General features: G+C 69.5%; 13 protein-coding genes and 2 pseudogenes. 5 read left to right on the forward strand and 10 right to left on the reverse strand.

The window, feature by feature from the left end; genetic code table 11:
* Positions 1 to 370 precede the first annotated feature (370 nt).
* Complete coding sequence (locus PKF00_RS43595; protein WP_271223677.1) at positions 371 to 667, reverse strand: hypothetical protein; 297 nt, start codon at positions 665 to 667, stop codon at positions 371 to 373.
* A gap of 23 nt (positions 668 to 690) precedes the next feature.
* Positions 691 to 1,350 (reverse strand): HNH endonuclease family protein, encoded by a 660-nt coding sequence (locus PKF00_RS43600; RefSeq protein WP_271223678.1) that lies wholly within the window; start codon positions 1,348 to 1,350, stop codon positions 691 to 693.
* Positions 1,351 to 1,654: 304 nt separating this feature from the next.
* On the opposite strand from PKF00_RS43600, the gene PKF00_RS43605 reads away from it, so the two are divergent.
* Positions 1,655 to 2,032 carry a hypothetical protein gene (locus tag PKF00_RS43605; protein ID WP_271223679.1) on the forward strand — a complete coding sequence of 126 codons (378 nt, stop codon included), beginning with the start codon at positions 1,655 to 1,657 and terminating at the stop codon, positions 2,030 to 2,032.
* A gap of 545 nt (positions 2,033 to 2,577) precedes the next feature.
* Entirely contained in the window at positions 2,578 to 3,954 is a 1,377-nt protein-coding gene (locus tag PKF00_RS43610; RefSeq protein ID WP_271223680.1) for a calcium-binding protein, read from the forward strand.
* A gap of 505 nt (positions 3,955 to 4,459) precedes the next feature.
* Here PKF00_RS43610 and PKF00_RS43615 read toward each other — a convergent pair.
* Together PKF00_RS43615 and PKF00_RS43620 are read right to left on the reverse strand one after the other, a co-directional pair.
* Complete coding sequence (locus tag PKF00_RS43615) at positions 4,460 to 4,726, reverse strand: hypothetical protein (RefSeq protein WP_271223681.1); 267 nt, start codon at positions 4,724 to 4,726, stop codon at positions 4,460 to 4,462.
* Positions 4,723 to 5,838 (reverse strand): sensor histidine kinase, encoded by a 1,116-nt coding sequence (locus PKF00_RS43620; protein ID WP_271223682.1) that lies wholly within the window; start codon positions 5,836 to 5,838, stop codon positions 4,723 to 4,725. The genes PKF00_RS43615 and PKF00_RS43620 overlap by 4 nt, the downstream gene beginning before the upstream one ends.
* A gap of 150 nt (positions 5,839 to 5,988) precedes the next feature.
* Here PKF00_RS43620 and PKF00_RS43625 point away from each other — a divergent pair, with 150 nt between their 5' ends.
* Positions 5,989 to 7,893: an alpha/beta hydrolase gene (locus PKF00_RS43625; protein ID WP_271223683.1), complete on the forward strand. Its 1,905-nt coding sequence runs from the start codon at positions 5,989 to 5,991 to the stop codon at positions 7,891 to 7,893.
* Here PKF00_RS43625 and PKF00_RS43630 read toward each other — a convergent pair.
* The 3 genes and pseudogenes from PKF00_RS43630 to PKF00_RS43640 form a co-directional block, all read right to left on the reverse strand.
* Positions 7,856 to 8,161 (reverse strand): site-specific integrase, encoded by a 306-nt coding sequence (locus PKF00_RS43630; protein WP_271223684.1) that lies wholly within the window; start codon positions 8,159 to 8,161, stop codon positions 7,856 to 7,858. The genes PKF00_RS43625 and PKF00_RS43630 overlap by 38 nt on opposite strands.
* A 304-nt stretch (positions 8,162 to 8,465) precedes the next feature.
* Positions 8,466 to 8,729, reverse strand: a pseudogene (locus PKF00_RS43635) (transposase); the annotation flags it as partial.
* A gap of 419 nt (positions 8,730 to 9,148) precedes the next feature.
* Positions 9,149 to 9,499 (reverse strand): hypothetical protein, encoded by a 351-nt coding sequence (locus PKF00_RS43640; RefSeq protein ID WP_271223685.1) that lies wholly within the window; start codon positions 9,497 to 9,499, stop codon positions 9,149 to 9,151.
* A 141-nt stretch (positions 9,500 to 9,640) separates the two neighbouring features.
* On the opposite strand from PKF00_RS43640, the gene PKF00_RS43645 reads away from it, so the two are divergent.
* Positions 9,641 to 10,453, forward strand: coding sequence for a hypothetical protein (locus tag PKF00_RS43645; RefSeq protein ID WP_271223686.1), 813 nt, complete (start codon positions 9,641 to 9,643; stop codon positions 10,451 to 10,453).
* Between the two features lie 109 nt (positions 10,454 to 10,562).
* Here PKF00_RS43645 and PKF00_RS43650 read toward each other — a convergent pair.
* Positions 10,563 to 10,774, reverse strand: a pseudogene (locus tag PKF00_RS43650) (IS630 family transposase); the annotation flags it as partial.
* Positions 10,775 to 10,811: 37 nt separating this feature from the next.
* Between PKF00_RS43650 and PKF00_RS43655 the strand changes: the two are divergent.
* Complete coding sequence (locus tag PKF00_RS43655) at positions 10,812 to 10,994, forward strand: hypothetical protein (protein WP_271223688.1); 183 nt, start codon at positions 10,812 to 10,814, stop codon at positions 10,992 to 10,994.
* Between the two features lie 247 nt (positions 10,995 to 11,241).
* Here the strand turns inward: PKF00_RS43655 and PKF00_RS43660 are convergent, their stop codons facing one another.
* Together PKF00_RS43660 and PKF00_RS43665 are read right to left on the reverse strand one after the other, a co-directional pair.
* Entirely contained in the window at positions 11,242 to 11,499 is a 258-nt protein-coding gene (locus PKF00_RS43660) for a hypothetical protein (RefSeq protein WP_271223689.1), read from the reverse strand.
* A gap of 256 nt (positions 11,500 to 11,755) precedes the next feature.
* Positions 11,756 to 12,100 carry a hypothetical protein gene (locus PKF00_RS43665; RefSeq protein WP_271223690.1) on the reverse strand — a complete coding sequence of 115 codons (345 nt, stop codon included), beginning with the start codon at positions 12,098 to 12,100 and terminating at the stop codon, positions 11,756 to 11,758.
* Positions 12,101 to 12,337: the final 237 nt, after the last annotated feature.

The following is a 12,337-nucleotide window of genomic DNA, read 5'->3' on the forward strand; positions in this document are numbered from 1 at the left end:
GGAATCTGCAGCAGCCCGGGGACCACGAGCATCAGGAACACCCAGCGAACTGAATTCGGCCACGACACAGCACGGCGCATACGCCGTCACCCTCCGAGCTCTCCCCAAGCAGGCCGACGACCCGCTTCACCTCGCCCAAAAGAAAGCCTCATAAGGGGCGGAGGTGGCGGTTCGGAGCGTGCGACTCAATAGACGACCAGAAGGTATACATGCCTCGTTCCAAGGAACAAGATCTACATAAGTAACGAATAAAACAAACGCGATCCAATGGTGATAGTGATCACTTTTTTTCTGCTTGACAGGCCGCTCTAGACACAAAAGGGCCTGTCGTTCTGGAAGAACGACAGGCCCTGAATTGCTGAACGGCCGATCAGGACCGCAGGTGGTCGGCGCTCACCCCGCCCTCAGCCCCGGTTGCGGCGGCGCGTAGCACCGCCTGGTGCACCTGCCCGGCCGAGCGCCCAGCCAGCGGGATGGGGCTGCCGGTGAGGGTGTACCACTCCTCGGCACCGGTGTACTGCACCCGCACCCGGGCCACGTGGGCCTGGTCGTCGTCGGCTTCGGTGACCACGGTGAGGTCGCCGGTCACGACGCCGACCTCGTCGGTCATCACCCCGCCGGGCCCGGCCACGACCTGGTCCTCGTACCGCTCGGCCAGCCCACCCATCCGCGCGCCTTCCTCCTTCGGCTCTACCTCCGGGTGTCCAGCATCTCAGTCAGCGCGGTCTTCTCCGCGGAGGTGACCGACAAGGCGTAGTGCTGCTTGACCTGCACCCAGGCGCGGGCGTAGGTGCACCAGTAGGTCCGCGACGGCGGCTTCCACTGATCCGGCGACTGATCGCCCTTGGACCGGTTGCTGGCAGCCGACACCGCAATGAGCTGCGGCCGGGTCAGGTCGTTGGCGAACGCGCGCCGTTTCTGGGTGGACCAGGTGTCGGCGCCGGAGCGCCAGGCGTTGGCCAGCGGCACCATGTGGTCGATGTCGACCTTGCTCGCCGCGGTCAGACCCTTGCCGTCGTAGGCCGATTTCCAGGTGCCGGAGACGGCCTTGCACTCGTCGTCCTGACGCACGTTCTTGCCGTCTCGTTTGAGGATGACCTCACGGGTGTCACAGCCCGCCCCCTTGCGGGACTGGCTCATCCAGTGCGGGAACTTGGCACGGCTGTAGCCGGTCATCGCGTGCGGGGCCACGACCGCCAGCGACCCCAGCGCGGTACGGGCCGCCGCGGCGGTGATCGGTGTCGGCAGACCGGCGACCGACCGGGCCGCCGGGGCGGCGTGCGCGGGAACAGCGGCCGCAACCAGCACAGCCGCCGCGGACAACGAGACGCCAACGATCGAAAGACGCACCCAGGCTTCTAAGGAACGAGTGAAACCGCTTGGGAGACGGTCCGAGACCGCGGTGGGTCGACCGGCGAAGAGACCGGGGTTGCGCCGGTTCACCGATCAGGAGGAACCGGCGAGTGTCAGCCGGCGAGCCGTACGGCGCCCGCACCTGGTGGAGACGCCGAACAGACCGCCGTCGTCGCCCGCATCCTCGAGCCGTAAAGAGGAAGGGGCGTCCGGCAACCGCTCGCCTTGGAGCGCATCGGCCGCTGCGGCGGCCGAGCAAACGGCTTCCTCACCTTGCTGGGTATCTGGAAGACGCCGATCAATGACCGACGACCCGATGGTGGGGCTGCAGATGGACAACACGCCGGATGTGTACGCGGCGCTGGCTGTGATCGCCGCCGCGGCGCGCTCCGCCTACGCCGACGGCTCGAACCTGCGGGTGCGCTCCAGTGGCATCGTGCACGAGGTCGCGATGACCCGGTGGTTCACCGACGAGCGGATGCCCGGGCCGGCATGCATGGTGGGTGTCAGCGGGTGGGATCCAGGCGCGGCCCACCCGGACCGGGGGCCGGTGACGTGCCGCCGGTGCCTGAAGCTCACCGGCACCGAGCCGCCCGGCGAGCAGCTGGAGCTGTTCCCCACTGCAGAGCGGGACGCGCCTGCGGACGGCGGAGACGGTCCGGCGAACACCACGACCTGACCCCGCTCCCGGGGAGAGTTTCGCGAGGCACTCGCGCACAGGCGCGCGTGAGGAACCCGACGGCGGGTTTCGCCGGTTTCGCCAGAATCTCTACGCGCGCACGCGATGCCTGTTACGCCGGTGCGGACCGGCATGACGCGCAGAGCCAGGGCTGGGGCGGCCGGGAATTGACGTGATCGTGCCGCCTCACCCGGCCGGGCGGGCCCTCAGGACCCTTTCCGCTGCTTCTCATGGCCAGGTTTGGGGCGATTTTGTCCTGATAGGGTCACGGCCCTTGCCCGCCTCCTCGGGCCAATGCACCATCAGGCGGGCGAACCAGCACCGAGACGGTGACCTCCCCCAGGAAAGCGCATCGCGAACATGCCCGCCGGCGAGGAGCGGGCATTCCGCCGCGTGGCGGGGGCTTTCCCGCATCCCCCGATCTCTTGATCGTCTGCGTGCGTGCTGGTGCGCCGGACGGATGTGAGTTCGCCTGTCTTGCCGCGCCGTCGTGGACGTTCCTGGCCGCCGGGCCGGGCTGGGACGGCGCGCGAGAAGGAGGAGCAATGCGCTTATCCCCCTCACCGTGTCCGCTCGAGCGGCGCAGCCGATACAGCCGGCTGGGCCGTTTCGTGGGCTTGGCCGCCACGGTGCTGCTTGCCGCGGCTTCCGCGCTGTTCGCGGTCACCCCCGCGCACGCCGACGCCGTCGTCCAGCTCAGTGACTCGGCCGACCCCGTCCCGGTCGGCACGAGCTACACCTACACCGCCACCGTCCCCGCGACCAGTCCCGGCTGGTACGCCCTGTACATCAACCTCAGCGGAGCCTCCGCCACCATCACCAGCATCACCAGCACCACCCCCAACGTCTCCTGCAGCCACAACACCTTCCAGTCCAACTGCGTCAACCTGGGCAGTTCGGCCACGAGTGTCAACGCCACCATCACGGTCACGCCCAATGCGGTCGGCACCGTCACCGCCGACACCGAGTTCCACGACACCTCCGGCCACGCCGCTGGCCTCGACTCCGAGAACACCACCATCACCCAACCGGCGGACCTCGGCGTCACCGTCGCCGACTCCGCCGACCCGGTCTCCCTCGGCGACACTCTCACCGACACCGTGACCGTCACCAACAACGGGCCCGGATCGGCGACCGGCGTCACCACCTCCATCGCCCTGTCCGGAGCGTCGGCGGGCATCCTGTCGGCCACACCGTCGCAGGGGTCGTGCACCGTGTCGGCACCGAACATCTCCTGCTCGCTCGGGAGCCTGGCCTCCTCCGCCTCAGCGACGATCGCCGTGGTGCTGTCCCCGGCGGCGACCGGCACGGTCACCGCGACCGCCACGGTGGACGCCACCGAGTCCGATCCGACCTCGGCCAATGACAGCGACGCCGAGAACACCACGGTCAACAACGGCCTGGGATGCACGATCACCGGCACCAACGGCAACGACACCCTGAACGGCACCAGCGGCAACGACGTCATCTGCGGCCTGGGCGGCAACGACACCATCAACGCCGGCAACGGCACCGACACTGTCTACGCCGGGGCCGGAAACGACACGGTCCTCGGCGACAACGGCGACGACACCCTACACGGCGGTGACGGCGACGACACCCTGGCCGGCGGCAACGGCGCCGACACCATCTACGGCGAAGCCGGCAACGACACCAGCAAGGGCGAAACCCTCATCGAGAACCTGCTCGGCCTGTTCGACAACGGCAACGACCACATCTACGGCGGCCCCGGCGACGACGACCTGGATGGTCAAAACGGCAACGACGTCCTGCTCGACCACGAGGGCACCGACCAGATGAGCGGCAGCCTCGGCAACGACGACATCGACGTCCAAGATGGCTCCGGCGGCGACACCGCCAACGGCGGCCTGGGTGCCGACACCTGCGCCGCCGACAGCGGCGACACCACCACCAGCTGCTGACCCCACACGGCCGCTACGCACCACGCCGGGGTGGGCCCGAAGCATCGGGCCCACCCCGGCACCCGGCCGCCGCGGCTTCTCACCACGCCACCCCTCTCTTTTCGTTCCGGCCCTTTTCAGAGCTGACTCCGGCGTGCGGCGCCCCGCCCTGCGGGGCCCAGCCGTACCGGCGAGCGGCCTGGCTTCGACCCGGAGGAAACCCGATGACCGCCACCCTGAGCCCCCGCCTCCACCCGCCCCAGAAGACTGCCCGCCCCGTGCGCTGGCTGAGCGCGCTGGCGCTGGTGATCGCGTTCACCGCCGTGCTCCGGCACCGGCCGCCTACGCGCTCGGCTCGGTCACCTGCACCGGCAACTCGGCCGTCACCTACAGCCCGGGCCTGACCACCACTCCCGCAGCTGGATGTGGTCGGTGATCCTGGTCTGGGTGTTCTTCGGTGTCCTCGTCTCGGTCCCTTGATCCCGCTGGGCTCCCGGCTGATCGGCGACCGCCTGGGCGAGGCCGCCTACGGCTGGGCGATGGCGGCCCTGGGTGCCGGCACCGTGATCGGCGGCCTCGTCGCCATCCGCTTCCGTCCCTCCCGTCCTCTGGCCGCGGGCGCCGTGGCCCTGATCGGCTTCGTCTGCATCCCCCTGTCGGTCGCCCTGGAGCTTCCGCTTCCCGCGCTGATGGCCGGCCACCTGCTCGGCGGCGTCTCCTGGGCGTTCTGGTCGGTGATGTGGTCCACCAGCGTCCAGACCCAGGTGGCCCCCGAGGTGCTCAACCGCGTCACCGCCTACGAGGTGGCCGGCTCGGTCTCCGGCGTGGCGGTGGGCCAGGCACTGGTGGGCCCGGTGACTTCTGTGGTCGAGCCCCGCGACCTGATGTTCGTTTCCGGCGGGGGTCACCGCCGCGGTCTGTGCGGCACTGCTGCTCATTCCGCCGATCCGGAGGCTCCGCCGGGCCTGACCGCCCGGGCGGGGACGGCCGCCTCCTGGAGGAGACCCCGGCGCCCGTGAAGGGCGCCGTCCCCCGGAGGTACTCCCTCAGGCGTGAAGGTACATACGGCCGGACGGCCCGGGGGTCGTGGTCGAATTCCAGCCGGGCCGTCAGCAGGGTCATGCCGAGCCGGAGCAGTCGCTGCTGGGCGCCGTCGTGCAGGTCGCGCTCGATGCGGCGGCGTTCCACCTCGAAGGCGTCGATCAGGCGGGCGCGCGAGCGGGTCAGCGAACGGACGCGTGCCTCGTCCGCGGGGGAAAGCAGCAGCCGGGCCAGCTCGGCGTGCGCCATCGCGGCGACGGCCGTCGTGTAGGCGAGCAGGACGGCGGTGGCCGCCACGGCCAGCGCCGCGCCGGCGACCAGAAGCACCACGCCCTCGCCGCCCGCCGCCCCAGGGGCCGTCTCGGCCGCGAGCGCGGCGCCGTCCCCTGTCGTACGGTCCCCGGTCGCCGACGTGGCGAGATTGACCACGCCGCTCAGGTAGACCAGCGCCGGAGCCGATCCGAGCACCAGTGCGGCGACGTTCACGAACAGGAGCACGCTGCCGTGCAGCACCGTGTAGGCCAGCTCCCGCCACGTGGCCGCCTCGGTGTAGCGGGCCCGCAGCCACGCGGCGGACCCGGCCCGGTCCGGCGCGCGGTGCGGATCGGCCAGCGCGGGACCGCCCAGGAGCACGACACGCCGCCGCTCGGCCGCCACCAGCGGGCGCGTGAGCAGCGGCGTCCCGACGACCGCGCCCGCCACCAGCGCCACCGGCAGCCAGACCATGGCCAGCAAGCCGGTCACGGTGCCGGTGAGCACGTAGCCCAGGGTCCGCAGAGGCCAGGAGGACACGAGGAAACGAAGGGGGGCGCGGCGAAGCGCCCGTGCCACCGTCACCCGCCCTGCCCCGCCCTTCACCGTCATGGCCGTCACCCTACGAGGTAGGGCTGGCCCACCCCCACCACTGGGGGCGAGGACTCCTGTGCCCGCCCGCCGCAGAGCTTTGGATGAGCTCTGACAGATCATCCGCGGGTGCGCCCGAGGGAAGGTGCAACGACCGAGGAGGGGAAAACCATGGCGGGATTGGTGCGCGTACTGGGAGCGGTGCTCGCCGGTACCGCGCTCGCGCTCGCGCCCGTGTCCGAAGGCGGCACGGCGTGGGCCGGTGGCGGCCCGGCGATCGGCTGGGCGCCGTGCGAGGAGAACCGGGCCGCGGAGTGCGGCACGCTGCGTGTCCCCATCGACTGGGCCCGGCCGGACGGCGCGACCTTCGGCCTGGCGGTGGCCAGGCACAGGGCGACGGAGCCTGCACGGCGCATCGGCGTCCTGGTGGTGAACCCCGGCGGCCCGGGGGCCGGCTTCGTCCAGGCCGAGGCGAAGACGTATTTCAGCGAGGAGATCCTCGCCCGGTTCGACATCGTGGGCTTCGACCCGCGCGGTAGCGGGGGCAGCGCCGCGGTGCGATGCTCGGCCGACATCGTACGGCGGGAGCCCCTACCGGCCCCGCGTGACCAGGCCGACTTCGACCGGCTCGTCGCGTACAACGCCGAGCTGGCCGCGGACTGCCGGCGCCGTACCGGCCCGCTGGCCGATCACCTGGACACCGTCAGCGTCGCCCGCGACCTCGACGCCCTCCGGGCCGCACTCGGTGAGCGCACGCTCAGCTACCACGGAGTGTCGGCCGGAACGCTGCTCGGGCAGCAGTACGCCGAGCTGTTCGGGCGCAACATCCGCGCGATGTCACTGGACAGCACCGTCGACCACAGCCTCTCCACCGGACGCCTCCTGGTCGGCCAGGCAGCGAACGTCGAAGCCGCCTTCGGCGCCTTCACCCGCTGGTGCGACCGCGACCCGACGTGCGCGCTGCACGGGCGCAACGTCACGCGGATCTGGGACGGGCTGATGACCAGGGCCGATCGTGGCACCCTGCGCGACCCGAGTCTTCCTGGTCGCGTGCTGAACGACTTCGACCTGGCCACCGAGGCGCACCTGGGCGCGTTCATGGAACCGTCCTACGATTGGCTGGCCAAACGGCTCGCCTCACTGGAATCCGGCGGCCCCGGGCCGCGCGGCGTCGTGCGCGGATACCCCGGCCCCGAGATACGCGAGATAGAGCACCCGGCGCCCGCGGCCTGCCAGGACTGGAAGCTGAGGATCCCGGACTACCGGCGCTTCGCCGTCTACGCCGAACGGATGCGCCGGGCGGCCCCACATATGCGGACACAGCCTGATAGACAGGCGTTCGTACTGTCCTGCGCGCTCTGGCCGGGGACACCCACGAATCCGCAGCACCGCCTCACCGTCGAACGCGGCACCCCCGCGATCCTGCTGATCAACGGCCGGTACGATCCGGCGGCCGGGCACCGAGGGGCGGCCAACGTCCGCAGGCAGCTCGGGCGGGGCGCGGCGCTGGTCACCTACGAGGGCCCCGGCCACGGCGTCTACCATCGCACCGCCTGCACCCGGCAGGCGGTCGACGACTACCTGCTGCGCCTGCGCCTTCCCGCCGACGGCAGCTCCTGCGCGCCGGCGTCACCGGCGGGCGCGCGTACGGCGCCGGCATCGCCGGCGCCCGCACGGCCGTCGTCCCACGGCGAGCCCCCGGGGCTGGCCGGGATCTCAGGAGGAGACGGACGAATCAGTGACGACGTACACGCACGGCAGGCAGGCGTCCCGTCCCTGCTCGGCGAACCAGCGGCAGCCGGTGCGGATCGAACATCGGGGAAGGCTCGCGGGAGAATCCGCGGAGAGGTGCGACTCGGGCAGGGAAGCCGCCACCTGGGCGCCGAGACCGCAGCCGCTGTCCTCCCAGAAGGAGCACTTCGCCTCCACGCAGCGCCCGGCGAAGCGGTAGTGCCTCTCCAGAGGGGAGTCGCCCGTCGCGCCGCGGAGCGTCTCGGCCCGAAACTCCTGAAGCTCCGGCGAGCCGCCACTCAGTTGATCAGTGGGTACGGCGGCGGGGTGCCAGGACCTCAGTAACCTTGGCGATGGCTTCGGCGCCGGGTTTGACGTAGCGCATGGCGGTGCAAGGGTTCTTGTGCCGGGTCTTGCCCATGATGAGCTGCAGCGGAGTCTCGGCGTCGCCGAGGTGGGGGGCGGCGCCGTGGCGCAGCTGGTGCAGATCCAGGCCGGCGTAGGTGTCCAGCAGGACTCGGGCGCGGTCGTAGCCAAGGCGGGCGCGGCCGGTGTGCGGACAGAGGTCGGCGGCCGCCGGGCGGCGGGCGGGGACGGGGCGGCGTTCGGACAATCCAGCTATCACCCCTATCAGGCGGCGATCATCTCTTTAAGCAGGTCAACGCGTTGCAAGGAGCGCCGAGCACCGCAAAAATCACTATCGCTCTGGTCCGGGAATCTCTGCTTTCCTCCGAACTGGTCCGGGGCCCGCTGTGGATAACCCTCCCCTAGACCACGCTTATCGGTATGGCGCTGAAACCGGACCCGACAACAGGACTTCGGCCAGGTCAGCCACCCCACGGCGTCAGTTCGTTGGTCCGGATGAGCGCTCGGGGAGACACACCACGGCCTTCCCGATTTGCCCCGGGGAGGCCGTTCAGCACTCCGTCGGCGTCGCCGAGTTTCTCCACCACATAGGCGCGCAGGTCATCGCGTACCGCGTCGGCGTCCCAGGCATAGGAGTTCGGCAGGCGCTGCATGCCCTCTGGGCCGTCATCGCCTGCCGCCTCGGCCAGCTGCCAGCCGTTCTTGCGCTCCACCGGCGCCAGCAGCCCGATCAGGTAGGCCCGTGCCCGCTGTCGCGGCTCTACGCGTCCGAACCGGCCCGCCACCCGCGCGAACAGGTCATCCAGGCCTGTCATCCAGGTCTGAAGATCCTCAGCGGTCACCGCACTCGACATACGATCAAGTTAACTCATCACAATATGTTGTTGTAGTACTAGGGCACGGGCCCTACCTGGGCTGGACGGGCATGCCAAAGCTCACGTGGTGGCTGCACAAGTGCTATGAGAAAAACGAGTGGAAGAAGTGGTAACCCCGGGATCCCAGCCGCACTCGCCAGCCAGACGAAAGCACGCCAGCATGCTGACGTGCTGGCACATAGGAATGCTGGCATGTCAACGTGTCAGCGTGCTGTGATTGCGACCGGCTGAGCAGCCCTCGAATGCCAAAGGCCCCCGCCGCATCCTCAGAAAATCGGGGAGCGGCGGGGGCCTTCATGTCACTACGTTGCGGTTCTCTGTAGCTTCAGGAGTCCTGGGCCTTGGTAGCCAGGCTCCGGTTAGGCCAAGGCAGACAGGCGCAGCCCCTCGCCCAGAGCATGCAAGGAGGTCATCAGCGGCGTGCCGAACGACGCCGCGGCGCGGGCCCAGATCTCCTTTTCGCAGTAGCCGGTGACGTTCGCGGGGACCTCGGCTGGCGGTGTGGTCTCCGCCTCGCCCAGCATCATGGCGACCTCGGCGAGCACCTCGGTCTGGCGGCGACGCTCCCCGCGCGCGAGGAAGTCACCTTCGGCGGGGGCGGCCGCCGCCACGATGGTGGCAAGCCGCTCGATCCGCTGAACCCAGCCCCGCCAATCCAGCGCCGGGCCGTGTGCCGGGTGGCGGGCATCGGCGCGCATCAGCTCCTGCACGCGCCCGTCGAGATGGCGGGCGAAGGGGAACGGCGCTCCCTTCGGAAGGCCCCAGATCGGGCAACTTCTCGCGGGCCGGATGGGTGCCTGGATGAACCCTTCAGGCCGGTGGCGCGTCCCTCAGGTATGAAGAGATCGCTCTTGACTGTCATCGCGGTGCTCGCGTCGTTGTGCGCCTGCGGCCAGTCTGGTGCTGGTCCGGTACCCACTGTGGCCGGGACCGAGACGATCGTGTTGCCGCGGGCCGATCAGCCCAAAGCACATCGGCCCACCCTGGAGCGTCTCAAGCGAGAGGCGGCGTCGTCGGGCCGATCCCTGGAGGAGGTCGTCAAGCGGTACGCGACCCGGGTGGCTGCTACCTCGTCGCCCAAGCCGACGGACTTCGAGGGTTACGACCCTGCGGTGATCGACCCGGACGTGGCGATCGACGGCATTCCCTATGCCGAGCTGGTCGATCTCGGGACCATCGCCAAATCGGAGGGCATCTCCTACGAGGAGGCCATCGACCGCTTCGGCTCACAGTCGTCCAACAGTCGGGTGATCGACAAGCTTAATGCGGAGTTCCCCGACGAGATCTCCGGCGTCAGATACGTCGACGACCAGCGAGGGCTGCGCGTCGGTTTCAAGGGTCCCATCCCGGCTCGCGCGATCGAGCTGGCCAGGACCCTCCCCATGGCGGTCACCCTGATCGGCGGCAAGGGATTCTCGGCCGCGGAGCTCCGGCGGGCCCAGGACATGGTCGTCTCCTGGCTCCGATCCCGTCCTGAGGTGGCCACGATGATGGCGCACTCAGATGACGAGACCGGCCAAGTCAAGGTCACAGTTCAGCCGAAGGTGATGCCGGACGATGCCGAAGAGTTCAAGCGTGGACTTCAGCTCCCGCAGCTGGACAATCCGCACATCACCGTCGAGGTCACGCTCTCCGCCGAATCGATCGCCGTTCGGCCGCAGTGAGGGCCACCGAAGCCTCTGGCGCGCACACAGCTGGGCCCAAACTCACCAGGACAAATGCTTAGCGCACGATCCGGTTCCAATGTTCCTCACTGATCTTTAATTCGTGGAGTTACGACGACTTGAGGGCCAGGCCGGTCCCGGCCAGGCAGCCGTCGATCAGATGCGGCCGTACTGGATCTTCTCCAACCCCCGCTTGATCACGCGCACCAGGCGATCCAGGCTCGCGGCGGCCAGGTTGGCCAGACCACCGCGGTTCAGCAGCACCCGGACGCCCTCCACCGGATTGAGATCGGGAGCATACGACGGCAGCTGAAAGACCCGGTGGTTCGCCGACGAGCGCATGCCCGGCCCGGCGTGCATGGTGGGCGTCAGCGGGTGGGATCCGGGTGCGGCCCACCCCGACCGCGGACCGGTCACCTGCCGCCGGTGCCTGAAGCTCACCGGCACCGAGCCGCCCGGCGAGCAGCTGGAGCTGTTCGGCGGGCCGGAGCAGGAGGTGCCTGCGGATGGCGGGGACGGTACGGCGGACGCCACAGCCTGACCTGCCTCCGGGGAGAGTTTCGCGGATTTCGCGAGGCACTCGCGCGCACGTGCGTGAGGAACACGGCGGTGGGTTTCGCCAGGATCTTTCACGTGCACACGGTGCCCGTCGCGTTGCTGACGCTCCCGCTCAGCGCCATGGCTGTTGCCAGGTTCCTCAACGCCGATGTCCCTGGGGCGGCCCTGGCTCGGCCACGTGGCCGAGCCGGCCATCGCTTGGCAGCGTCTCCGTACCCTGCACCGTTGAGTCAGTCGGCGAGCCGTCCCCGGTATCCAACCGGCCCCTCACCGGGGAACCGGGCGGTTCCCTCGAACCGGGTGCCCCCGTCGAAGAAGGTCACCGAGCCGTTTCCGGCGTGGTCGCTGCTCCAGGTGACCGTGGTGCCCTCGGCCGGGCGGTCGTCGTTGGGGACGACCTGGTCGCGGTTGGCGATGGACAGCGTCAGAGGGTTGTCCTGCTGCCATTCGCCGCCGCCCGTGTGGATCTCGGTGTCGTACCTGGCCACTGCCGTCTCCTTTGCTCGACGTGAAGGTGGAGGCGCGGTCGCGTCCCCGTTCGGGAGTCCTCGCCGCCTCTCCCTCGTGTCGCTACAGAAAGCGATGGGTAAGTCACTTACAGCTGACATGGGGTGATGAAGAGGTGACCTCAGAGGCGGATGGGGCACTCCTTCCGCCTGCCGGTCGCCGGGATCTCTCACGCGGTGGGGGCAACGATCGATGCGCTGCTGCCGGTCTCCGCGCATGGCGCCCGGATTCGCGCTTTCAGGAGAAGACGACGGAGCGCACCAGCAGGCGTTCGGAGGCGCCTGCGCCGGGGCGCAGGCTGTAGAAGACCTCCCCCATGCAGCCGGCCTCGAGGAAGACCGTGGCCGTTGCGTCGGTCAGGTTCTTCGGCGCGTAGGCGGCCGACGTGCCGTCAGAGCCCGCCCCCTGGATGTCGATGCATCTCCTGCTCTGGGGGTTGTTGATGAAGCCGACGGCGTCGTACCCGTCGGCGGTCTTGTAGGAGTAACGGAACTGGCCTGTGGCGGCCGACGCGGGGACGGGGACCGCCAGAACCAGCATGAGGGCGCCACTGGCGGCAGCCAGCGCAGAGTGCAGACGCATGGATCCTCTTCACGGAACAACGATGACAACAATGAGTAATCATTAAGTCACAATCCGTAATGGATGTCGAGTGCGTGCCTCGCCCGTGGGGGTGGAGCAGGTACGCACGCGCGGGAGGACATCACGCAGTTCACCCGCTTTGCCCTACGGTGAGGCAACGTCCCTGGGCAGCTTGTCAACGGACGGCTTACGGGGAAGAGGGACCGCGATGGCGCACCACACCGACCCAGCCGATCC

The sequence above is a fragment of the Streptosporangium carneum genome (assembly GCF_027922005.1).
GTDB classification, from domain to species: Bacteria; Actinomycetota; Actinomycetes; order Streptosporangiales; family Streptosporangiaceae; genus Streptosporangium; species Streptosporangium carneum.